Here is a 22,278-nt window from a genome sequence, read left to right as displayed (position 1 = left end):
CGAGCCCCGTTCGGAGCCCCATGGACATCGAAGCCCTGCGCACCTCGACCCTCGCCTTCGTGGAGGCGCACAAGGCCTGGACACCGGTCATCGCGGGCGGCCTCGCCTTCTGCGAATCGATCGCGATCCTGTCGCTGTTCGTCCCGGCGACCGTGATCCTGGTCGGCATCGGGGCCCTCGTCGGCGGCGCCGACATCCCGTTCTGGCCGGTGGTGATCGCCGCGGCGCTCGGGGCCGCCCTCGGCGACTGGATCTCGTACGAGGCCGGGCGCTGGCTCGGGCCGGGGGCGAAGACCAAGTGGCCGCTGCGGCGCTATCCCGAGCTCATGGCCAAGGCCGAGGCCTTCATCGGCCGGTGGGGCATCGCCGCGGTGGCCCTGGGGCGCTTCTTCGGGCCGGCCCGTGCCCTGGTCCCGCTCTTCGCCGGGATCCTCGGCCTGGCGCGGCTGCCGTTCCAGCTGGCCAACGTCGCCTCCGCGCTGGTCTGGGCCTTCGTGCTGCTGGCGCCCGGGGCCGGGCTGCTCACGTGGCTCGACCGATGATCCGGCTCGACCGATGATCCGGCCCCGCCGCTGATGCGCCGCTTCCCGCCCGAGCGGATCGTCTGCCTCACCGAGGAGACGGTCGAGACCCTGTACCTCCTGGGCGCGGAGGAACGGATCGTCGGCGTCTCGGGCTACGCGGTGCGCCCGCCCCGGGTCCGCCGGGAGAAGCCGCGCGTCTCCGCCTTCACCAGCGCGGACATCCCGAAGATCCTGGGGCTGGCGCCGGACCTCGTCCTGGCCTTCTCGGATCTCCAGGCCGACATCGTCGCCGACCTCGCCCGAGCGGGCGTGGCGGTCCACCTGTTCAACCAGCGCGACGTGGCGGGCTGCCTCGCCATGGTGCGGACGCTCGGCGCCCTCGTGGGCCTGACGGAGCGGGCCGAGACCCTGGCGGCGGGCTTCGAGGCGCGGCTGGCTGCGGCCGCCGCGGAGGTCCAGGACCGGCCGCACCCGCGCGTCTACTTCGAGGAGTGGGACGCGCCGATGATCTCCGGCATCGGCTGGGTCTCGGACCTGATCGGCCTCGCCGGCGGCCGCGACGTCTTCCCGGAACTGAGCCGCCAGCCGGCCGCGAAGGACCGGATCGTCACCGCCGAGCAGGTGATCGCGGCCGCGCCCGACGTGATCCTCGCCTCGTGGTGCGGCAAGCGGGTCAATGTCGAGCGGATCCGGTGCCGGCCCGGCTGGGCGGCGATCCCGGCGGTGCGCGACGGGCGCATCCACGAGATCAAGTCGCCGCTGATCCTGCAGCCCGGCCCGGCCGCCCTCACCGACGGGTTCGACGCGATCCGGGCCTGCCTCGGGTGATCGCCCCGGGGTGATGCGTGGGGCGCCGCCGCGCCGCAGGTGACGGACCGGGCGCGACTTGGCAGGATGTCCCGATTCGGTACAGACGCACCCGCAGACGCATCCCCCGAGCTCGATGTCCGCTTCCCTCGGCCTCCCCGATTCCGCGCCCCCGTCCGTCGAGGCGCTGCTGCCGCCCGACCGGCGGCAATCGCCCACGGCCCTGCGCATCCAGCGCGGCGTGCGCCGGCTGTTCTCCGAGATGGGCTGCGTCACCCTGCCGGAATTCTCCCTCGTCAACGGCCGCCGCGCCGACGTGATCGCGCTCTGCGGCGCCGGCAAGCTCACCATCGTGGAGATCAAGTCGAGCGTGGCCGATTTCCGCGCCGACCGGAAATGGCCGGATTACCGCGACTTCTGCGACCGGTTCTTCTTCGCCATCCCGGAGGACGTGCCCGAGGCGCTGATCCCGGAGGCGTGCGGCCTGATAGTCGCCGACGCCTACGGGGCCGGGATCCTGCGCGAGCCGCCCGAGCACCCGCTGAGCGGCGCCCGCCGCAAGGCCGTGACGCTGCGCTTCGCCCACAGCGCCGCGCGCATCCTGCACGCGCTGGCCGACCCGGGTGCCGTGCGGGAAGGGGCGCTGTAGGTCGCTGACCGCACCCCGACCCTCGGCGGACCCACGGCCGACGCGGTATTCATCCGACCGGGAAACGTCCTAGAACGGCCGCGCTTGCCGGGCCTCCGGCGCCGGGCCCGATCCACCGATGACATCCGTCGCCCTGTTCGAGCTGATCCTCGGTCTCCTCGGCGCGGCCCTGCTGCTGTCGCTGGCGGCCGGGCGCCTCGGTTTCCCGCCGGCCGCCGCCCTCGTCGTCGGCGGCATGGCGCTGGCGGTGGTGCCGGGCCTGCCGGCCTTCGATCTCGATCCAGACCTGATCATGGTCCTGTTCCTGCCGCCGCTCCTGCTCGAATCCGCCTACTTCACCGTCTGGCGCGACTTCCGGGCGAGCCTCGGCCCGATCCTGTCCCTGTCGCTCGGCGCGGTCCTGTTCACGACCCTCGTCGTCGGGCTCGTCGCCCACGCGGTGGTGCCGTCCCTGCCCTGGGCCGCCTGCTTCGCCCTCGGCGCCATCGTGTCGCCGCCGGACGCGGTGGCCGCCAAGGCGGTGCTGGCCCGCGTCGCCCTGCCCCGCCGGATGATCACGGTCCTGGAGGGCGAGAGCCTCGTGAACGACGCCTCGGGCCTCGTGCTCTACCGCTTCGCGGTCGCGGCGGCGCTCACCGGCACCTTCAGCGCCTGGGCGGCGGCCGGCAGCTTCGCGTGGCTCGCGGTGGCGGGCGTCGCGGTCGGGATCGCGTGCGGGGTGGCGGTGACCCTGGTGATGCGCCGGATGCACGACGCAAACGCCATCACGGTGCTGAGCTTCCTCGCCGCCTACGTCGCCTACCTCGCGGCCGAGGAGATCAACGCCTCCGGCGTCCTGGCCGTGGTCGCCTGCGGCCTGATGATGGGCGGTCGGGAGCACGAGACCTTCGACGCGCATGCCCGCCGCCATTCCGTGGCGGTGTGGGAGTTCGTGGTCTTCGTGCTGGAGGCCCTGGTCTTCGTGCTGATCGGCTTGGCGCTCCGCGGTGTGCTCGCCCGGACCGGCGGCCAGATGGGGGCGCTCGCGGCGGAGCTGCCGCTGGCGCTCGCCGTCACGGCGACCTGCGTCGTCGCCCGTCTGCTCTGGGTGTTCCCGGCCGTCTACCTGCGGCGGCTCCTGTCGCCTCGGGTCCGCGCGCAGGAGCCCGCCCCGAACCCGGCAGTGCCGCTGATCGTCGGGTGGGCCGGCATGCGCGGGGTCGTCACACTGGCGGCCGCCCTGGCGCTGCCGGTGGATTTCCCCGGCCGCGACGCGATCCTGGTCGCGGCCTTCGCGGTGATCCTGTTCACCGTGCTCGTGCAGGGCACGACCCTGGGGCCGCTGATCCGCAGCCTCCGCCTCGATCCCGCGGCGCACCTCCCCGAGGGCCACCTCGACGCGCCGATGGCCCGCGTCGTCGTGAACGAGGCCGGGCTCGCCGCCCTGCAGGGTCTGGTGTTCGCCGAGACCGGGGCGCTGAAGCACCCGCGCCTCGTGGAGGAGTACCGCCGCCGGGTGCGCGCGGCCTCGCGGGACCGCGACGAGCGGGCGGCGCTGGAGGCCGAGAAGACCGAGCACTTCGCCGCCGCGCTGCTCGCCGTGCGCTCAGGCCGGTCGGCCCTGATCGACCTGCACCGGCAGAACCGGATCCACAGCTCGGTGCTGCGGCAGCTCGAGACGGAGATCGACTTGGAGGAACTCCATCTCAAGCGTCTGGCCGGGACCGCACCGGCCCACGGCTGAGTCGGGGCGCTGGCGTCAGTGGGCCGCGCACCCGTCCGCCGACTGGCCGTAGCCGCTGTAGACCACTCGGACCTTGCGCAGGCAGCTTCCCTCAGCCTTCGGCGCGGCCGCCACGGGGGCGACCTCCACAGGCTCGACCCGCAGGGTCGCGGCCACCGGCTGGTCTTCGGAAGTGGCGAGCGCACGGCTGGCGCTCATCACGAAGGGCGTGGCGGCCAGCGACGAGATGGCGAGCGCGGCGAAGACGGCGATGTTCTTGCGGCCGAAGCTGGTGCGGGTGCGAGCATTGTACATGACGGGTCGTCCGACGTTCTGTATTCGGCAGCGCTGAGGTGCCGAGATCCCCTGTTGCGCTGATAACTTGGCCGTCAGCTCGGCGGTTCCGGTTTATTGCCCAGAAACCGCCACGCTTGGGTGTCCCGGCGCACGTCGGGCGCCGGCGCTCAGAAGATCCTGCGGTACTGCACGAAGCCCGACTTCTCGGCGATCCGGTCGTAGAGCTGCATCGCGTCCGCGTTGGTCTCGTGCGTCAGCCAGTGGACGCGCGAGCAGCCGGCGGCCTGCGCGGCCGCGTAGACGTGCTCGATCAGCCGACGGCCGATCCCGAGCCCGCGCGTGCCGTCCGCCACGAACAGGTCCTGGAGGTAGCAGTAGTCGCCGACCGTCCAGGCCGAGCGGTGGCGGATGTGGTGGACGAGGCCGACCGCCTCGGCGCCGCGCCACGCCAGGGCGCCGTCCACCGGCTCGGCCGGATCGTTGAGGCGCTGCCAGGTCGTGTCGGTGACAACGTCCGACAGGTCGACCTTGTAGAACGCTTGGTAGCCCCGCCAGAGCGGCAGCCAGGCGTCCCGGTCGCCGGGGCCGATCGGGCGGATCGCGAGGTCAGGATCCATGATTCTCTCCGTGGGTGCGCAGCCAGCGGACCATCATCGGGACCGCGTAGGCAACCCGGGCTGCCCGCGCCGCGCCCCCTCGGTCGACACCCTTCGCCTTGCACCCCTCGCCGCCCGCACCTAAACCGGCCCGCCGGCGGCCCCAGCCGCCGCGCGATCCCGAGCCGCCGAGACCGATGTCCGAGAAAAAATCCTTCCAGGGTCTGATCCTGACGCTTCAGGAATTCTGGGCGGCGCAGGGCTGCGTGATCCTCCAGCCCTACGACATGGAGGTCGGTGCCGGCACGTTCCATCCGGCCACGACCCTGCGGGCGCTCGGCCCGAAGCCCTGGAAGGCGGCCTATGTCCAGCCGTCGCGCCGGCCCAAGGACGGCCGCTACGGCGAGAACCCGAACCGGCTCCAGCACTATTACCAGTTCCAGGTCATCCTGAAGCCGAACCCGCCGAACTTGCAGGAGCTCTACCTCGCGTCGCTCGCCGCCATCGGCGTCGACCTCAAGCTCCACGACATCCGCTTCGTCGAGGACGACTGGGAGAGCCCGACCCTGGGCGCCTGGGGCCTCGGCTGGGAGTGCTGGTGCGACGGGATGGAGGTCAGCCAGTTCACCTATTTCCAGCAGGTGGCGGGCTTCGAGTGCGCGCCGGTGGCGGGCGAGCTGACCTACGGGCTGGAGCGGCTCGCCATGTACGTCCAGGGCGTCGAGAACGTCTACGACCTCGACTTCAACGGCGCCGAGGGCACCGAACGGATCACCTACGGGGACGTGTTCCTGCAGGCCGAGCAGGAGTACTCCCGCCACAACTTCGAGGCGGCCGACACCGCGATGCTGTTCCGCCAGTTCACCGACGCGGAGGCCGCCTGCCGGTCCTACCTCGCGGCGGGCGCGCCGGACGCGGAGGGCGCGCGCCACCGCATGGCGCAGCCGGCCTACGACCAGTGCATCAAGGCGAGCCACGTGTTCAACCTGCTCGACGCGCGCGGCGTGATCTCGGTGACGGAGCGCCAGAGCTACATCCTGCGCGTGCGGGAACTGGCTAAGGCCTGCGGCGCGGCGTGGTTGAGGACCGCCGCCGGCGGGGCGTGAGTCATTCCGACGAAACCGGCGCGCATCGCAGACTTCGCATGCCCCGTCTTTGCGAGCGGAGCGAAGCAATCCAGCGGCGCCACGCGTAGGGACGTTCCGCTGCCCTGGGTCGCTTCGCTGCGCTCGCGATGACGGAGCGGAGCCCCATCGCGGAGCCCCTTGAGCCCTCGCGCGTTGCAACCCCCGCCAACCGGCGCGCCTTGGCGCGTCCGCAGACGCGGGACATGCCCAATGAAGAAGACGATCCTCGCCCTCGGCCTCCTCGGATTCGGCCTCGCCCCCGCGCTGGCGGCCGATCCCGGGCCTGAGGCCACGGTCAAGAAGCTCTACGCTGAGCCGCACCCGAATCACTCCTCCGTGTACTCGAAGCGCCTGCAGGGCCTGTTCGACGCCGACGCGAAGCAGGCCAACGGCGCCACCGGCAACCTCGATTTCGACTACCGCCTGAACGGCGAGCCCCTGAAGCCCGACACGGTGAAGAACCTGACCTTCAAGGAGGCCACCGAGGGCAAGGACCAGGCGAAGGTCACGGTCGAGCGCAAGGGCGGCAACGGCGCCAACGTCATCGTGTACGACCTCGTGCGCGAGGACGGCGGCTGGAAGGTCTCCGACGCCCACGCGATCGGCGACCGGAAGTGGCAGCTCTCGACCATCCTCAAGGGCGAGTCGCGCTGAGCCCCGCGCGCCGACCCTCGACAGGGGTGCGACGCGGCGATATGGCCGCCCCATGCCCGACCTCCTGCTCGAACTCCGCTCGGAAGAGATCCCCGCCCGCATGCAGCGGCGCGCGGCGGAGGATCTGAAGAAGCTCGTCACCGACGCCCTGGTGGCGCGCGGCTTCCTGTACGAGGGCGCCCGGGCGTTCTCGACGCCGCGCCGCTTGGCGCTCCACATCGCCGGCCTGCCTGCCCGGGGCGAGGCCGTGCGCGAGGAGCGCCGCGGCCCGCGGGTCGGCGCGCCCGAGGCGGCCGTCCAGGGCTTCCTGAAGGGCGCGGGCCTGACGAGCCTCGACCAGGCCACGACCGTCACCGACCCGAAGAAGGGCGAGTTCTACCTCGCGGTGATCGAGCGGCCCGGCCGCGAGACGCTCGACGTCCTGGCCGAACTCCTGCCCGAGATCGTCAAGAGCTTCCCCTGGCCGAAATCCATGCGCTGGGGCGCGGCCTCGGCCGAGCCGGGCTCGCTGCGCTGGGTGCGCCCCCTGCAGTCGATCGTCGCGACCTTCGGGCCCGAGACGGAGACGCCGGAGGTGGTCCCCGTCTCAGTCGCCGGGATCGCGGCCGGCACCGTGACCTACGGCCACCGCTTCCTCGCCCCCGAGGCGATCGAGGTGCGCCGGTTCGACGACTACATCCAGGCGCTGGAGCGCGCGAAGGTCATCCTCGACGCCGACCGGCGCAAGGACGTGATCCTGCACGACGCCCGCGACCTCGCCTTCGCCCGCGGCCTCGACCTCGTGGAGGACGAGGGCCTGCTGGAGGAGGTGTCGGGCCTCGTGGAATGGCCGGTCGTGCTGATGGGCTCGTTCGACGAGCCCTTCCTCGACATCCCCGCCGAGGCGATCCGGGCGACCATCCGGGCGAACCAGAAGTGCTTCGTTCTGCGCAAGGGCGGCGCGGAGGACCTGGCGCCGGCCTTCATCCTGGTCTCGAACCTCGTCGCCACCGACGGTGGCCAAGCGATCACCGCCGGCAACGAGCGGGTGGTCCGGGCGCGCCTGTCCGACGCGAAGTTCTTCTGGGAGACCGACAAGGCGACCCGCCTGGAAGACCGGCTGCCCAAGCTCGACGCCATCGTCTTCCACGAGAAGCTCGGGACGCAGGGCGAGCGCATCGCCCGCATCGCCGCCTTGGCGAAGGACCTCGCGCCGCTGGTGGGGGCCGACCCGGCGCTCGCCGAGCGCGCCGCGCGCCTCGCCAAGGCCGACCTCGTCACCGAGATGGTCGGCGAGTTCCCCGAGCTTCAGGGCCTGATGGGCCGCAAATACGCGGCGCTCCAGGGCGAGCACGGCAGCGTCTGCGCGGCCATCGAGGAGCACTACAAGCCGCTCGGCCCCTCCGACCGGGTGCCGACCGATCCGGTCTCGATCGCGGTGGCGCTCGCCGACAAGCTCGACACGCTGGCGGGCTTCTGGGCGATCGACGAGAAGCCCACGGGCAGCAAGGACCCGTTCGCACTGCGCCGAGCGGCGCTGGGCGTGATCCGACTGATCCTCGACCGCGGCCTGCGCCTGCGGCTGCTGGAGCAGGTCGGCGCCGCGGATCGCGGCCTCGCCGGGCGGGCCGGTGCCGACGCGCGGGATCTCCTCGGCTTCTTCGCCGACCGCCTGAAGGTCTATCTCCGCGACCAGGGCGCCCGCCACGACCTGATCGACGCCGTCTTCGCCCTCCCCGGCCAGGACGACCTGCTGATGGTCGTGCGCCGCGTCGAGGCGCTCGGCCAGTTCCTCGACACCGAGGACGGCAAGAACCTGCTGGCGGGCTACAAGCGCGCGGCCAACATCCTGCGGATCGAGGAGAAGAAGGACGGCCGCGCCTACGATTCCGCGCCGGACGCGGCGCTGGCCGCCGCGGGCGAGCCGGCCGAGCGCGCCCTGGCCGAGGCCCTGGCGAAGGCGCGGGAGACCGCCTCGGCGTCCATCGCCCGCGAGGATTTCGCCGGCGCCATGCAGGCGCTCTCGACGCTGCGCGCGCCGGTCGACGCGTTCTTCCAAGACGTGACCGTCAACGCCCCCGATCCGAAGCTCCGCGAGAACCGCTTGGCTCTGCTCAACGCGCTGCGCGCCGCGACGCGGGAAGTGGCGGAGTTCGCGAAGATCGAGGGGTGAGGCGGAGACCACCGCAGCCCCATCCTATCCTCCTCCCCCCTCATCCTGAGGTGCCGGAGCATCGCGAAGGCCTCGAAGGAGGGCTCCTTGATCGCGGCGGCGTCTAAAGCCCTCCTTCGAGGCTCGCTGCGCTCGCACCTCAGGATGAGGTGGTCTGATGGGAGAGCGGACCCACCGCCCTCACCCGTGATCGTGCCCGGCATGGTCGTCCGGCTCCGGCAGGGTCAGGCCGAAATGGCTCACCAGATCGGCCACCTGCCCGGGGCTCAGCTGCCGCGGGTTGAGGTTGCGCAGGAGCAGGTAGAGCTTGGCGCTCTCCTCCAGCTCCTCGGTGGCGAAGACCGCGCCCTCCAGGCTGTCGCCCGCCACCACCGGTCCGTGATTGGCGAGCAGCACCGAGCTGTACTTACCCGCGAGGCCCCGGATCGCGTCCGCCACGGCCGGGTCGCCCGGGCGATAGTAGGGCACGAGCGCCGTGCCGCCGGTGCGCATCAGGTAGTAGGGCGTCAGAGGCGGCAGCACCTGCTTCGGGTCGACCTCCGGCAGCATCGAGACCGCCACCGCGTGGGTCGAGTGCAGGTGGACGATGGCCTTCGCCTCGTTCCGGCTCTCGTAGAGTGCGCTGTGCAGCGGGATCTCCTTGGTGGGCTTGTCGCCGGAGACCAGCCGCCCCGCATCGTCCAGCCGCGAGATCCGCGCCGGGTCGAGGAACCCGAGCGACGCGTTGGTCGGCGTCACCAGCCAGCCCCCGTCGGGCAGGCGCAGCGAGATGTTGCCGGACGAGCCCGGCGTCAGGCCGCGCTCGAACAGCGAGCGGCCGTAGCGGCAGATCTCCTCGCGCAGCCGGCTCTCGTCGCTCATGCGGTCGCTCCCTCGATCAGCTCGAATCCGAGATCGATTCTTCTCGGGCCTGCGCCGGTCAGGCAGGCGGCGGCCTGCCGGCCGATCTCCAGGCGCGGCGTGCGCACCGTCGACAGGGGCTGCGGCATCGCCGCCGCGAAGTCGAGCCCGTTGAAGCCGAACAGCGCGATCCGTCCCGGCACCGCCAGCCCCGTCGACAGGCAGGAGAAGTAGCCGCCGAGCGCCATGTCGTCGTTGGAGAAGTAGACCGCGTCGAGATCGGGCACGCGCGCCAGCAGCGCCTCCAGCCCGGCCCGGCCCGAGGCCGGCGAGGACGGTCCCGTCCGGATCTCCTTGCCGTGGAGCGCCAAACCCGCCTGCCCGAGCGCGGCCTCGAACCCGGCGAGCCGCTTGCCCGCGCGCAGGTCGACCGCGAGGTCGTGGCCGAGATAGCCGATCCGCCGGTACCCGCGCGCCACGAGGTGGCGGGCGCTCGCCGCCCCGACGGCGCGGTTGGAGAAGCCGACCACGGCGTCGATCCCCTCCCCGTCCGTGTCGATCATCTCGACCACGCGCACGCCCCCGGCCTTCGCCAGGGCGACGGTGCCGGGATTGTGCTCCAGCCCGGTGAGCAGCAGCGCCGCCGGCCGCCAGGACAGGAGCGCGGCGGCCAGCGCCTCCTCCCGGTCCGGGTCGTAGTCGCTGACGCCGATCACGCAGGGGACGCCGTCGGCGTCGAGGGCGGCGGTGAGGCCGCGCAGCAGGTCGGGGAAGACCACGTTGGCGAGCGACGGGATGACGACGCCCACGAGCCGCGCGCTCGCCCCCTGGCCGGCGAGGCTGCCGGCGAGGCGATTCGGCACGTAGCCGAGCCGGGCCACCGCCTCCGCCACCCGCTCGCCGGCGCGCTTGGAGTAGGAACCGTGGTTGCGCAGGACCCGCGAGACCGTGCTCTCGCCGACCCCGGCCTCGCGGGCGACGTCGGTGAGGGTGACGAGCCGCCCCGGCGGCTGGATGTCGTCCATGGCCCCGCTCTCCCGGCGCTGTTTTTTTTCCACGACGCCCGTCGAGCCTCCCGGCGTCCTCCCCTCATCCTGAGACGACCGCGGAGCGGGCCCCGAAGGAGGCCTCCGCCGCGCTGCGGCGCCTCGGCATAAGGCAGGAGATGGGAAGACCGTCCGCGTCGATCCACGACTGACATAGCCGCCTGCATTATCTCGCACAACCGGATTGGCAGCGCTGCCAAAAGGCGATATGGCACCGCCCCAGCGCCGCCCGACGAGCGGTGAAGAGCAATGTCCGGCAGCCGTGCGGCCCGGACCAGGGAGCACGCCATGCCGGTTCAAGCCGCCCCGCTGGGGGGCGCCACCGCACCCGCGGACGAGAAGTCCTTCGCCGACCGCACCTACGCGAAGGTGTTCTGGCGCCTCGTGCCGTTCCTGATGCTCTGCTACGTCGTGGCGTATCTCGACCGGGTGAATGTCGGCTTCGCCAAGCTCCAGATGTCCCAGGAGCTGAAGTTCTCCGAGACGGTCTACGGTCTCGGCGCCGGCATCTTCTTCCTCGGTTACTTCCTGTTCGAGGTGCCCTCGAACGTGATCCTGCACCGGGTCGGCGCCCGGGTGTGGATCGCCCGGATCATGATCACCTGGGGGGTGATCTCCGGGGCGTTCCTGTTCGTGAACTCCGAGTGGAGCTTCTACGGGATGCGCTTCCTCCTCGGTCTCGCCGAGGCCGGGTTCTACCCGGGCGTCATCTTCTACACGACCTCGTGGTTCCCGGCCCATCGCCGGGCCCGGGTGATCGCCGTGTTCATGGCGGCGATCCCGATCTCCGGCATCTTCGGCAACCCGCTCTCCGGCTGGATCATGGACGCGTTCAACGGCGCCCACGGCCTGTCGGGCTGGCAGTGGATGTTCCTGATCGAGGCGGTGCCGGCGGTGCTGATCGGCCTCGCGGTGTTCTTCTACCTCGACAACCGCCCCGCCGAGGCCACGTGGCTGACCGACGCCGAGAAGCAGCTCCTCGAGCGCGACATCGCGGCCGACAACCAGGGCAAGGAATCGAGCCCGCACTCCATCGCCACCGTGTTCCGCAACGGCCGCGTGTGGTTCATGAGCCTGATCTACTTCGCCTTCGTCACCGGCCAGTACGGGCTGACCTTCTGGATGCCGACGATCGTCAAGGCGTCGGGCGTGCAGGGCAACTTCAACATCGGCCTGATCAGCGCGATCCCGTTCGTCTGCGCGGCGATCGTGATGATCCTGCTCGGCCGCTCCGCCGACCGGATGCGCGAGCGCCGCTGGCACCTGATCATCCCGGCGCTGATCGGCGCGGTCGCCTTCGTGGTCTCGGCCAATGCCGGCTCGACGACGCTCGCCATCGCGGCCCTGTCGGTGGCGGCGGCCGGCGTGCTGACTTGCTCGCCCCTGTTCTGGTCGCTGCCCACGGCGTTCCTCAGCGGCGCGGGCGCGGCGGCCGGCATCGCGCTGATCAACTCGGTGGGGAACCTCGCGGGTTTCGTCAGCCCCTACGTGATCGGCGCCCTGCGGGACGCCACCGGCAGCACCGCCATGGGCCTCTACGCGCTGGCCGCCATGCTGGTGGTCGGCGCGGTCTGCGTGTTCGTGACGCCCGCCCGGATGGTCAACCGCTGACCTCTGATCCAGGCGCGACCTGGCCCCTCTCCCGCACGGGAGAGGGGACCCGCGCTTCGAGCGGCGACGCCGAGGCGCCCTTTCCCAGCTTCAGGAGCCGTCCCCGATGACCAACGCAACACCCCGCGCCGCGGTGATCGGCCTGGGCTCCATGGGCTCCGGGATGGCCGGCTCGCTCCTGCGGGCGGGCTTCGCGGTCTCTGCCTGCGACGTGAACCCGGAGGCGGTGGCGCGCTTCGTGACCGCCGGCGGCCGGGGCGCCGCGAACCCCGCCGAAGCGGCGCGGGACGCCGACGTGGTGGTGAGCGTGGTGGTCAACGCCGCCCAGACCGAGGCGGTCCTGTTCGGCGAGGACGGCGGCGCCGCCGCGATGCCGGAGGGCGCGGTGTTCGTCTCCTCCGCCACCATGGATCCGGCCGTCGCCCGGGCGCTGGCGGCGCGGTTGGAGGCCACCGGCCGCCACTACCTCGACGCCCCGATGAGCGGCGGCGCCGCCCGCGCGGCCGAGGGCGGCCTGACCTTCCTGGCCTCGGGCTCGGCGGCGGCCTTCGCGAAGGCGCGGCCCGCCCTCGATGCCATGGCGGGCACGCTCTACGAGCTCGGCGACGCGGCCGGCCAGGGCGCGGCCTTCAAGATGATCAACCAGCTGCTCGCGGGCGTGCACATCGCCGCCGCCTCGGAGGCGATGGCCTTCGCGGCCAAGCAGGGGCTCGACCTCCGGCGCGTCTACGAGGTGATCACCAAGTCGGCCGGCAATTCCTGGATGTTCGAGAACCGGGTGCCGCACATCCTCGACGCCGACTACAGCCCGAAGAGCGCGGTCGACATCTTCGTCAAGGATCTCGGCATCGTGCAGGACATGGCTCGGGCCGAGAAGTACCCGGTCCCGGTGGCGGCGGCGGCCCTGCAGATGTTCCTGATGGCGTCGGGCGCCGGCATGGGCCGGGACGACGACGCCTCGGTGGCGCGGCTCTACGCCCAGGTCTCGGGGGCGAAGCTGCCCGAGAAAGCTTGAGGGGACAGAACCATGCCGCGCTTCGCCGCCAACCTGAGCCTCATGTTCAACGAGGTGCCGTTCCTCGACCGGTTCGAGGCCGCGGCCCGGGCCGGGTTCGACGCCGTCGAGTTCCTGTTCCCCTACGAGCACGCGCCGGACGACATCGGCGCGCGGCTCCGCGCGAACGGCCTGACCCAGGCCCTGTTCAACCTGCCGCCGGGCGACTTCGCCCAGGGCGAGCGCGGGATCGCGGCCTTCCCCGAGCGGTTCGACGAGCTGAAGGCGGGGGTCGACACGGCGCTTCCCTACGCCGAGGCGACCGGCGTCGGCCGGCTACACCTCATGGCGGGCCTCGCCCCCTGGGACGATCCCAGGGCGGTCGAATCCTACCGCCGGGCCGTGACCTGGACGGCGGAGCGGCTGGCGCCGGCCGGCCTCGACCTCGTCCTGGAGCCGATCAACGGCCGCAACATGCCGGGCTACTTCCTCAACGATTTCGGCCGCGCGGCCGACCTGATCCGCGACCTCGCCCTGCCGAACCTGAAGCTCCAGTTCGACCTCTACCATTGCCAGATCCTGCACGGTGACGTGACCGTGCGGCTGCGCGCCCTGATGCCGCTCATCGGCCACGTCCAGACCGCGAGCGTGCCCGAGCGGCATGAGCCCGGCACCGGCGAGATGGCCGACTTCTTCCTGTTCGACGAGCTGGACCGGCTCGGCTACCGCGGTTTCGTCGGCTGCGAGTACATTCCGGCCGCCGACACCGTCGCGGGCCTCGGCTGGCTCGCCGCCTACAAGGGGAGCGCCCGATGAGCCTCGCGCTGGGATGTGTCGCCGACGACTACACGGGCGCCTCGGACCTCGCCAACACGCTGACCAAGGCGGGCCTGCGCACGATCCAGACCATCGGCGTGCCTGAGGACGGCCGGTCGCTGCCGGAGGCCGACGCGGTGGTGGTGGCCCTCAAGAGCCGCTCGATCCCCGCCGACCAGGCCGTGGCGCGCTCCCGCGAGGCGGAGGCCTGGCTGCGGGCCCGGGGCGCGGCCCACGTGATGTTCAAGGTCTGCTCGACCTTCGACTCCACCGATGCGGGCAATATCGGTCCCGTGATGGACGCCTTGCGGGCGGAGGCGGGCGAGACCGTCGCCCTCGTCACCCCGGCCTTCCCGGAGACCGGGCGGAGCGTCTACCAGGGCAACCTGTTCGTCGGCTCGGTGCCGCTGAACGAGAGCCCGCTCAAGGACCACCCGCTGAACCCGATGCGCGACGCCAACCTCGTGCGCGTGCTCGGGCGCCAGAGCGGCAGTCCCGTCGGCCTGATCGACACCGCCACGGTGGCGAAGGGCGCGGAGGCCGTGGCCGCCCGCCTCGACGCCCTCGCGCAGGAGGGCAAGGGCGCCGCCATCGCGGACGCGATCTTCGACAGCGACCTCGAGGTGCTCGGCCGGGCGATCGTCGGCCGCAAGTTCTCGGTGGGCGCGTCCGGCCTCGGCCTCGGCCTCGCCCGGGCGCTCGCGGCCGACGGGCGGGGAACCAAGGACGCCGCCGGCGCGGCTGTGGGCGAACCGGTGGGCGGCGCCTCCGCCTGCCTCGCCGGCAGCTGCTCGCAGGCGACCCTCCAGCAGGTCGCCGCCGCGGAAACGATCATGCCGGTGCTGCGCCTCGACCCGGCGCGGCTGCTCGCGGGCGACGACGTGGTCGCCGAGGCCCTGGCCTTCGCGGACAAGCACTTGGCCTCGGGCCCGGTACTGATCGCCACCTCGGCCCCGCCCGAGGCGGTGCGCGCGCTCCAGGCCGCCCACGGCGTCGACGCGGCCGGCCACGCCATCGAGGCGGCGCTGGCGGCGATCGCCGAGGGCCTCGTCGCCCGCGGGGTGCGCCGGCTCGCGGTCGCCGGCGGCGAGACCTCCGGCGCGGTGGTCGACCGGCTGGGCCTCACCGCCTTCCTGCTCGGGCCCGAGATCGCCGCGGGCGTGCCGGTGCTGCGCACCGCGGGCCGGCCCGAGCCGATGCTGCTCGCCCTCAAATCCGGCAATTTCGGCGGCGCCGATTTCTTCGGCCGCGCCCTCGACATGATGGCCTGACGCCACAACCCGACGGGAGGTTTTCCATGCACGCCCTGATTCTCGGCGCCGCCGGCATGATCGGCCGCCGCCTCGTGGACGCCCTGGTGAGGGATGGCCGGGTCGGCGGACAGCCGCTCACCGCCCTTACCCTCCTCGACGTGGTCCCGCCCGCGGCGCCCGAGGGCTTCTCCGGTCCGGTGCGGGCCGAGGCCGCCGACCTCACGGCGCCCGGCGCCGCCGAGGCCGCCATCGCCGAGCGGCCGGGGGTCATCTTCCACCTCGCCGCCGTGGTCTCCGGCGAGGCCGAGGCGAACCTCGAGCTGGGCTACCGGGTCAACCTCGACGGCACCCGCCTGCTCCTCGACGCGATCCGGGCGGCCAGCGCGGCGGACGGCTACCGGCCGAAGCTGGTCTTCACCTCCTCGCTCGCGGTGTTCGGGCCGCCCTTCCCCAAGGTCATCCCGGACGACCACATACTGCGCCCGGCCTCCTCCTACGGGGTCCAGAAGGCCATGGGCGAGCTCATGCTCGCCGACTACGCGCGCCGCGGCTTCCTCGACGGGATCGGCCTGCGGCTGCCGACGATCTGCGTGAGGCCGGGCAAGCCCAACAAGGCGGCCTCGGGCTTCTTCTCGGGCATCATCCGCGAGCCGCTCGCCGGCCAGGAGGCGATCCTGCCGGTGCCCGACACGGTGCGGCACTGGTTCGCCAGCCCGGCGGCGGCGGTGGGCTTCCTCACGCACGCGGCCGGGCTCGACCTCGCGGCGATCGGCCCGCGGATCAGCCTGACCATGCCGGGCGTCTCGGCGACGGTGGCGGAGGAGATCGAGGCTCTGCGCCGCGCGGCGGGCGACAAGGCCGTGGCGCTGATCCGGCACGAACCCGACGCCACCATCGCGCGGATCGTCGGCTCCTGGCCGGAGGCGTTCGAGCCGGAGGCCGCCCTGGCCCTGGGCTTCCGGGCGGATGAATCCTTCGACGCGATCTTGGCCCAGCACGTGGCCGAGTTCCACGGGGGCTGAAGCCTCAGCCGAGGGCCGAACGGATGTCGGTCTGCGGGAAATCGTCGCCGACATAGAGCAGCGGCACGCCGTGCACCTGTGCGCAGGCATAGGCGAAGCAGTCGCCGAGGTTCAGGCGCGCCGGGTGGCGGCCCTTGCCGTAGCGAGCATGGGCCGTGACGGCCTGGGCGCTCACGGCCTCGGCGATGGGAACGATGCGCAGACCGGCGATGCGGATGAGCTCCGCGACTTCCGCTTCGGCATCCGCGACCGACATCGCCTTCTTGCGAGCCACCGCGATCACCGCCTCGAAGATGGCGAGGCCCGAGGTGAGCGGCGTCACCGCGCCGTCGAGGCAGTCCAGCAGGACGGGGCGTTCCGGCTCCGCGGTCAGGATCGCGACGAGAGCCGAGGCGTCGACGAACATCACTCGTCGTTCAGGCTGTCGTAGAATGCCTTGTCGGCCTCGAGGCCCGTGCGCGGCACGGCATCCATCCTGTCGAGGAGGGGCTTCAGCCGTTCTGCAAGGGGCACGCGTCGCGCCAGCTCGTTCGAGAGCGCGAGTCGCACTGCCTCGGTCTTGCTCACGCCGGCCCGCGATGCCAGCTTCTCGGCCAGCTGATTCACCTCTTCGCTGCGGATGTTGAGCGGCATGGCGGCCCCCGTGTAGACACAGGGAGGCTAGTGTCTACACACCCCTGCCGCAAGGGCGGCCAGACCCCGACCAAGGATCCCGATGACCCGCCTCGACGAGGCCCGCGCCGCGCTGAAGAAGACGTTCGGCTACGAGGATTTCCGCCCCGGCCAGGACGAGGTGATCGGCGCGGTGCTCGACGGGACCGACGTGTTCGCCGTGATGCCCACGGGCTCGGGCAAGTCGATGACCTACCAGCTCCCGGCCCTGGTCGATCCGGGACTCACCGTGGTGGTCTCGCCGCTGATCGCGCTGATGCACGATCAGGTCCAGCAGATGCGCAGCGTCGGCATCCGCGCCGCGACCCTCAACTCGACGGTGGCCGAGTCGGAGTCTCGCGAGACGTGGCGCGCCCTGCGCTCCGGCGACCTGCGGCTGCTGTTCGTCTCCCCCGAGCGCCTGCTGATGGACGGCTGCATGGACGCCCTGCGCGGCGCCGGCGTCCGGCGGCTCGCCGTCGACGAGGCCCACTGTGTCTCGCAGTGGGGCCACGATTTCCGGCCCGAGTACCGGGAGATCGCCCGCGCCCGGACGGCGCTGGGCAACGTCCAGACCCTGGCGCTCACCGCCACCGCCGACGCCGCGACCCGCGCCGAGATCGCCGAGCGCCTGTTCCCGCAGGACCGGCCCCCGAAGATCTTCGTCCACTCCTTCGACCGGCCGAACATCCGGCTGACCTTCCAGCCCAAGGACAACCCGGCCCGGCAGATCGAGCGGTTCCTGAAGCACCGGCGCGCGGAGAGCGGGATCATCTACTGCTCGTCGCGCAAGCGCACCGAGCAGCTCGCCGAAACCCTTCGGAAGGACGGGTTCGACGCCCTGCCCTACCATGCCGGCCTCGACCAAGCGACGCGGATGGCGAACCAAGACCGGTTCCTGCAGGAGGACGGGGTGGTGATGACCGCCACAGTCGCCTTCGGCATGGGCATCAACAAGCCGGACGTGCGCTTCGTCTGCCACGCCGACATGCCCAACAACGTCGAGGGCTACTATCAGGAGATCGGCCGCGCCGGCCGCGACGGGCTGCCCGCCGACACCCTGACCCTCTACGGCCTCGACGACATGGCGCTCCGCCGCCGCCAGATCGACGAGAAGGAGATCTCGGACGACCGCCGCCGGGTCGAGCGGCGCAAGCTCGAGGCGATGATCACCCTGTGCGAGGGCGCCACCTGCCGCCGCCAGTCGCTGCTCGCCTATTTCGGCGAGTCGAGCGGCGCTTGCGGCCGCTGCGACCTGTGCCGTGGCGGCGTCACCCTCGTGGACGGGACCGTCCCGGCCCAGAAGATCCTCTCGGCGATCGTGCGCACCGGGCAGCGCTTCGGCGCGGCCTATATCTGCGACGTGGTCCACGGGAAGGAGAGCGACCAGATCCGCCGCAACGGCCACGCGAGCCTCAAGACCTTCGGGGTCGGGGCGGACAAGCCAGTGGCGGCGTGGCGGGCGATCCTGCGCCAGCTCTTCGCCGCCGGGGCGATCGCCGAGAACGCCGACGGCTACGGCGGCCTGTCCATGACCGAGAAGGGCGAGGCGATCCTGTTCGGCCGGGAGCCGGTCCAGCTCCGCCCCGATCCGGAGCCGAAGGCCGAATCCCGCGATCGCCGCCGGGCCGCCGCCCGCGAGGACGGCGAGATCGCCCTCTCGGAGACCGACGAGGCGCTGTTCCAGCACCTGCGCGGCCTGCGCGCCACGCTCGCCCGGGCCGAGGGCATCGCTGCCTTCATGGTCTTCCCGGACCGGACCCTCATCGAGATGGCCCGTCAGAAGCCCGTCGATCTCTGGGCGCTGCGCACCGTCCACGGGGTCGGCGAGCGCAAGCGCGAGGCCTACGGCGACAGGTTCGTGGCCGCGATCGCCGATTTTCTGGCCCATCCGCCGGCCGCGTGACCGGCACCCATACACGGCCAGCAGGGCCGGCGTATTGCAACGCGGTGGCGGAACGCACTAATCCGTCACCGTCGCCGCGCGCGGCCCGGTTCGGGTCGCGCATCGGGTCGAGGGCCCTGCCGGGGCTCCCGGACCGCCCTCGTCGAGACCGCCCATGTTCCGCAACGACGTTCCGATCACCCCCGAGCTCGTGGCCCAGCACGGCCTGACGCCGGACGAGTACGAACGCTTCCGCGGCCTGATCGGGCGCGACCCGACGCTGACCGAGCTCGGCATCGTCTCGGCCATGTGGAACGAGCACTGTTCCTACAAGTCCTCCCGCAAGCATCTGCGCGGGCTGCCGACCTCGGCGCCGTGGGTGATCCAGGGACCGGGCGAGAACGCGGGCGTCATCGACATCGGCGACGGCCACGCCTGCGTCTTCAAGATGGAGAGCCACAACCACCCGAGCTACATCGAGCCCTACCAGGGCGCGGCGACCGGGGTCGGCGGCATCCTGCGCGACGTCTTCACCATGGGCGCGCGGCCGATCGCGGCGCTCAACGCCCTGCGCTTCGGCTCCCCCGACCACCCGCGCACCCGCAGCCTCGTCTCGGGCGTGGTCGCGGGCGTCGGCGGCTACGGCAACTCCTTCGGCGTGCCGACCGTCGGCGGCCTGACCGGCTTCCACAAGCGCTACGACGGCAACATCCTGGTCAACGCCATGGCGGTGGGGCTCGCCCGCACCGACGGCATCTTCTACGCGGCCGCCGCCGGCGTCGGGAACCCGATCGTCTATCTCGGCTCCAAGACCGGCCGCGACGGCATCCACGGCGCCACCATGGCGTCGGCCGAGTTCGACGAGGAATCCGAGTCGAAGCGCCCGACCGTGCAGGTCGGCGACCCCTTCGCCGAGAAGCTGCTGCTGGAGGCCTGCCTGGAGCTGATGGCCTCCGGCGCGGTCATCGCCATCCAGGACATGGGCGCGGCGGGCCTCACCTGCTCGGCGGTGGAGATGGGCGCCAAGGGCGACCTCGGCGTCGAGCTCGACATCGACAAGGTGCCGGCCCGCGAGGAGGGCATGACGCCTTACGAGATGATGCTCTCGGAGAGCCAGGAGCGCATGCTCATGGTGCTCAAGCCCGGCATGGAGGCCGAGGCCGAAGCCATCTTCGTGAAGTGGGGGCTCGACTTCGCGGTCATCGGCCGGACCACCGACACGCTGCGCTTCGTGATCAAATGGCACGGTGAGACCGTGGCCGACCTGCCGATCAAGGAGCTCGGCGACGAGGCCCCGCTCTACGACCGGCCGCACCTCGCCAACACCCACCAGCCGGTGATCGCGGCCGCCGATGTGGCGGCCCCGGCCTCGCTCACCGACGCGCTGAAGCGCCTCGTCGGCTCCCCCGACCTCGCCTCGAAGCGCTGGGTCTTCGAGCAGTACGACCACTTCATCTTAGGGAACACCGTGCAGAAGCCCGGCGGCGACGCCGCCATCGTGCGGGTCGAGGACGGGCCGAAGGGCCTCGCGCTCACCTGCGACGTGACCCCGCGCTACTGCGAGGCCGACCCGGTCGAGGGCGGCCGGCAGGCCGTGGCCGAAGCGTGGCGCAACATCACGGCGGTCGGCGCCAAGCCGCTCGCCATCACCGACAACCTGAACTTCGGCAACCCCGAGAAGCCCGAGGTGATGGGCCAGCTCGTCGGCTGCCTCCAGGGCATCGGCGAGGCCTGTCGGGCGCTCGACTTCCCGGTCGTGTCGGGCAACGTCTCGCTCTACAACGAGACCAACGGCGTCGGCATCCTGCCGACCCCGACCATCGGCGGCGTCGGCGTGCTGGACGACGTGGCGCGCCACGCGACCATCGCCCTGAAGCGCGAAGGCGACGTGCTGGTGCTGATCGGGGACAGCGAGGGCTGGCTCGGTCAGTCCGCCTACCTGTCGGTGATCGAGGGCCGCGAGGAGGGGGCGCCGCCGCCCGTCGACCTCGCCCTGGAGCGCCGCAACGGCGACTTCGTTCGCGGCCTGATCCAGGCCGGCACCGTCGACACGGTCCACGACCTCGCGGATGGCGGCCTTGCCGTGGCGCTCGCCGAGATGGCCATGGCGGGCCGGATCGGCGCGGCGCTCTCCGACGTGCCGGTGGACCTGCCGGCCCACGCCTACCTCTTCGGCGAGGATCAAGGCCGCTACCTGCTGGCGTTGCGGCCGGAGGCGGCCACCGATCTCCTCGCGGCTGCCGCGGCCCAGGGCGTGGCCGCGGCCTCGGTCGGCGTCGCCGGCTCCGACCGTTTGACCCTGCCGGGCGGCGAGACCATATCGCTCGCCGACCTGAATGCGGCGCACGAGGGCTGGCTGCCCGACTACATGGCGAGCCAGCCGGCCGCGCCGGCCGCCTGAGCCCCGTTCTGACGAGGAGTTTCCCGATGCCGATGGATGCGGGCGAGATCGAGCGCATGATCCGCGAGGCCCTGCCGGACGCGCAGGTGGAGATCCGCGACCTCGCGGGCGACGGCGACCACTACGCCGCCACCGTCCTGTCGGCGGCCTTCAAGGGCAAGACCCGGGTGGCGCAGCACCAGATGGTCTACGGCGCCCTCCAGGGCCGGATGGGCGGCGTGCTCCACGCCCTTGCGCTGACCACGGGCGTCCCGCAGGATTGAGCCTTCTCGCGGGAGCGCTCCCGATGGATCGACCGAGTCTCTACGACGACGACATCGTGACCTGGGCCGAGGAGCAGGCGGCGGCCCTGCGCGCGCTGGCCGAACGGCCTGAGTTGTCGAACGCGGTCGATTGGGAGAACGTTGCCGAGGAGATCGCGAGCGTGGGGCGTTCGCATCTGCGGGCCGTCGAGGGGCTGTTGATCCAGACGCTTGCCCACCTCCTCAAGCGCGCCTCCGCCCCGCTCGCGCCGGCCAGCCTGCATTGGCGGGAGGAGGTCGCGACCTTCCAGATCACCGCCTGGAACGCCTACGAAGCGTCGATGCGGCAAAGGCTGAACTGGAGCAGGATCTGGAAATCGGCCGTCACGGCGGCCGAGGCTGGTCTTAGCGCCTATAGGAATGCGCTGCTCCCGGGGCTGCCGGAAGCCTGCCCGATCCGTCTTGAGGATCTGCTGACCGAGACTTTCGATATTGAGCGCGCACTTCGTACGATCGCCGCTTCGGTTGCGCGCCGCTGACTCAGACCTCACATACGACCGACGAACAAGGACAGAGCGATGACCGACGTCAACACGACCATTCAGAACGAGATCGCCTCCCAGGACGTGGTGGTGTTCATGAAGGGCACGCCGCAGATGCCGCAATGCGGCTTCTCGGGGCAGGTGGTGCAGATCCTCAATTATCTCGGCGTGCCGTTCAAGGGCGTGAATGTCCTGGCCGATCAGGAGATCCGGGAGGGCATCAAGGCCTTCTCGAATTGGCCGACCATCCCGCAGATCTACGTGAAGGGCGAGTTCGTCGGCGGCTGCGACATCACCCGCGAGATGTTCCAGTCGGGCGAGCTGCAGACCTTCCTGTCCGAGAAGGGCGTGCCGGTGAAGACCGCCGCCGCTTGATTTTTTTTCGCGGCTTTTGAGGGACGGATCAGGGCGCCCGCGGGCGCCCTTTTTCGTGCCCGTCTTTGCGAGCGCAGCGAAGCAACCCAGGG

At 71.7% G+C, this 22,278-nt stretch carries 23 protein-coding genes; 17 read left to right on the top strand and 6 right to left on the bottom strand.

The window, feature by feature from the left end:
• Nucleotides 1–20 precede the first annotated feature (20 nt).
• The 4 genes from ACLBYG_RS21705 (at nt 21) to ACLBYG_RS21690 (ending at nt 3,703) form a co-directional block, all read left to right on the top strand.
• On the top strand, nt 21–542 hold the full coding sequence (locus tag ACLBYG_RS21705) for a DedA family protein (RefSeq protein WP_056523547.1): 522 nt from the start codon (nt 21–23) through the stop codon (nt 540–542).
• Between the two features lie 33 nt (nt 543–575).
• The gene (locus ACLBYG_RS21700) at nt 576–1,352 is read left to right on the top strand and encodes a cobalamin-binding protein (RefSeq protein WP_447682810.1); all 777 of its coding nucleotides are present in this window, start codon (nt 576–578) and stop codon (nt 1,350–1,352) included.
• 115 nt (nt 1,353–1,467) lie between these two features.
• Nucleotides 1,468–1,980, top strand: coding sequence for an MmcB family DNA repair protein (locus tag ACLBYG_RS21695; protein WP_447682809.1), 513 nt, complete (start codon nt 1,468–1,470; stop codon nt 1,978–1,980).
• 118 nt (nt 1,981–2,098) lie between these two features.
• A complete protein-coding gene (locus ACLBYG_RS21690; RefSeq protein WP_447682808.1) occupies nt 2,099–3,703 on the top strand; it encodes a Na+/H+ antiporter in 1,605 nt (534 codons plus the stop codon).
• Nucleotides 3,704–3,718: 15 nt separating this feature from the next.
• On the opposite strand, the gene ACLBYG_RS21685 is transcribed toward ACLBYG_RS21690, so the two are convergent.
• Both ACLBYG_RS21685 and ACLBYG_RS21680 read right to left on the bottom strand, forming a co-directional pair.
• Nucleotides 3,719–3,997, bottom strand: coding sequence for a hypothetical protein (locus ACLBYG_RS21685; RefSeq protein WP_447682807.1), 279 nt, complete (start codon nt 3,995–3,997; stop codon nt 3,719–3,721).
• A gap of 149 nt (nt 3,998–4,146) precedes the next feature.
• Complete coding sequence (locus ACLBYG_RS21680) at nt 4,147–4,596, bottom strand: GNAT family N-acetyltransferase (protein ID WP_447682806.1); 450 nt, start codon at nt 4,594–4,596, stop codon at nt 4,147–4,149.
• Nucleotides 4,597–4,772: 176 nt separating this feature from the next.
• Here ACLBYG_RS21680 and ACLBYG_RS21675 point away from each other — a divergent pair, with 176 nt between their 5' ends.
• The 3 genes from ACLBYG_RS21675 (at nt 4,773) to glyS (ending at nt 8,508) form a co-directional block, all read left to right on the top strand.
• Entirely contained in the window at nt 4,773–5,681 is a 909-nt protein-coding gene (locus ACLBYG_RS21675; RefSeq protein ID WP_447682805.1) for a glycine--tRNA ligase subunit alpha, read from the top strand.
• Nucleotides 5,682–5,912: 231 nt separating this feature from the next.
• On the top strand, nt 5,913–6,356 hold the full coding sequence (locus ACLBYG_RS21670) for a DUF3828 domain-containing protein (protein ID WP_020092468.1): 444 nt from the start codon (nt 5,913–5,915) through the stop codon (nt 6,354–6,356).
• Between the two features lie 52 nt (nt 6,357–6,408).
• The gene (glyS, locus tag ACLBYG_RS21665; protein ID WP_447682804.1) at nt 6,409–8,508 is read left to right on the top strand and encodes a glycine--tRNA ligase subunit beta; all 2,100 of its coding nucleotides are present in this window, start codon (nt 6,409–6,411) and stop codon (nt 8,506–8,508) included.
• Between the two features lie 180 nt (nt 8,509–8,688).
• Here the strand turns inward: glyS and otnC are convergent, their stop codons facing one another.
• Both otnC and ACLBYG_RS21655 read right to left on the bottom strand, forming a co-directional pair.
• Complete coding sequence (gene otnC, locus ACLBYG_RS21660; RefSeq protein WP_447682803.1) at nt 8,689–9,369, bottom strand: 3-oxo-tetronate 4-phosphate decarboxylase; 681 nt, start codon at nt 9,367–9,369, stop codon at nt 8,689–8,691.
• Entirely contained in the window at nt 9,366–10,373 is a 1,008-nt protein-coding gene (locus ACLBYG_RS21655) for a LacI family DNA-binding transcriptional regulator (RefSeq protein ID WP_447682802.1), read from the bottom strand. The genes otnC and ACLBYG_RS21655 overlap by 4 nt, the downstream gene beginning before the upstream one ends.
• A gap of 309 nt (nt 10,374–10,682) precedes the next feature.
• Here ACLBYG_RS21655 and ACLBYG_RS21650 point away from each other — a divergent pair, with 309 nt between their 5' ends.
• The 5 genes from ACLBYG_RS21650 (at nt 10,683) to denD (ending at nt 16,090) form a co-directional block, all read left to right on the top strand.
• Nucleotides 10,683–12,005 (top strand): MFS transporter, encoded by a 1,323-nt coding sequence (locus ACLBYG_RS21650; RefSeq protein WP_447682801.1) that lies wholly within the window; start codon nt 10,683–10,685, stop codon nt 12,003–12,005.
• A 106-nt stretch (nt 12,006–12,111) separates the two neighbouring features.
• Nucleotides 12,112–13,020 carry an L-threonate dehydrogenase gene (ltnD, locus tag ACLBYG_RS21645; protein WP_447682800.1) on the top strand — a complete coding sequence of 303 codons (909 nt, stop codon included), beginning with the start codon at nt 12,112–12,114 and terminating at the stop codon, nt 13,018–13,020.
• Between the two features lie 12 nt (nt 13,021–13,032).
• Nucleotides 13,033–13,815, top strand: coding sequence for a 2-oxo-tetronate isomerase (gene otnI / locus ACLBYG_RS21640; protein ID WP_447682799.1), 783 nt, complete (start codon nt 13,033–13,035; stop codon nt 13,813–13,815).
• Nucleotides 13,812–15,086 carry a 3-oxo-tetronate kinase gene (otnK, locus tag ACLBYG_RS21635; RefSeq protein WP_447682798.1) on the top strand — a complete coding sequence of 425 codons (1,275 nt, stop codon included), beginning with the start codon at nt 13,812–13,814 and terminating at the stop codon, nt 15,084–15,086. Before otnI ends, otnK begins: the two co-directional genes overlap by 4 nt.
• A gap of 26 nt (nt 15,087–15,112) precedes the next feature.
• Complete coding sequence (denD, locus tag ACLBYG_RS21630; protein WP_447682797.1) at nt 15,113–16,090, top strand: D-erythronate dehydrogenase; 978 nt, start codon at nt 15,113–15,115, stop codon at nt 16,088–16,090.
• 4 nt (nt 16,091–16,094) lie between these two features.
• Here the strand turns inward: denD and ACLBYG_RS21625 are convergent, their stop codons facing one another.
• Nucleotides 16,095–16,496, bottom strand: a complete 402-nt coding sequence (locus tag ACLBYG_RS21625) for a type II toxin-antitoxin system VapC family toxin (RefSeq protein ID WP_447682796.1) — start codon at nt 16,494–16,496, stop codon at nt 16,095–16,097.
• The gene (locus ACLBYG_RS21620; RefSeq protein WP_447682795.1) at nt 16,496–16,723 is read right to left on the bottom strand and encodes a type II toxin-antitoxin system VapB family antitoxin; all 228 of its coding nucleotides are present in this window, start codon (nt 16,721–16,723) and stop codon (nt 16,496–16,498) included. Before ACLBYG_RS21620 ends, ACLBYG_RS21625 begins: the two co-directional genes overlap by 1 nt.
• Before the next feature lie 82 nt (nt 16,724–16,805).
• Here ACLBYG_RS21620 and recQ point away from each other — a divergent pair, with 82 nt between their 5' ends.
• The 5 genes from recQ to grxD all read left to right on the top strand — a co-directional run bounded on the left by recQ (nt 16,806) and on the right by grxD (nt 22,186).
• Entirely contained in the window at nt 16,806–18,647 is a 1,842-nt protein-coding gene (recQ, locus tag ACLBYG_RS21615) for a DNA helicase RecQ (protein ID WP_447682794.1), read from the top strand.
• A 154-nt stretch (nt 18,648–18,801) separates the two neighbouring features.
• Entirely contained in the window at nt 18,802–21,027 is a 2,226-nt protein-coding gene (gene purL / locus ACLBYG_RS21610; RefSeq protein ID WP_447682793.1) for a phosphoribosylformylglycinamidine synthase subunit PurL, read from the top strand.
• A gap of 26 nt (nt 21,028–21,053) precedes the next feature.
• Nucleotides 21,054–21,290, top strand: a complete 237-nt coding sequence (locus ACLBYG_RS21605) for a BolA family protein (RefSeq protein WP_007568343.1) — start codon at nt 21,054–21,056, stop codon at nt 21,288–21,290.
• Nucleotides 21,291–21,313: 23 nt separating this feature from the next.
• A complete protein-coding gene (locus ACLBYG_RS21600) occupies nt 21,314–21,808 on the top strand; it encodes a DUF29 domain-containing protein (RefSeq protein ID WP_447682792.1) in 495 nt (164 codons plus the stop codon).
• Between the two features lie 39 nt (nt 21,809–21,847).
• The gene (gene grxD, locus ACLBYG_RS21595; protein WP_012318124.1) at nt 21,848–22,186 is read left to right on the top strand and encodes a Grx4 family monothiol glutaredoxin; all 339 of its coding nucleotides are present in this window, start codon (nt 21,848–21,850) and stop codon (nt 22,184–22,186) included.
• The last annotated feature ends 92 nt before the right edge of the window (nt 22,187–22,278 follow it).

The organism is Methylobacterium sp. D53M (assembly GCF_053345625.1).
The sequence above is the reverse complement of the archived record's forward strand: the minus strand, read 5'-3'. Positions and strand labels throughout refer to the sequence as shown.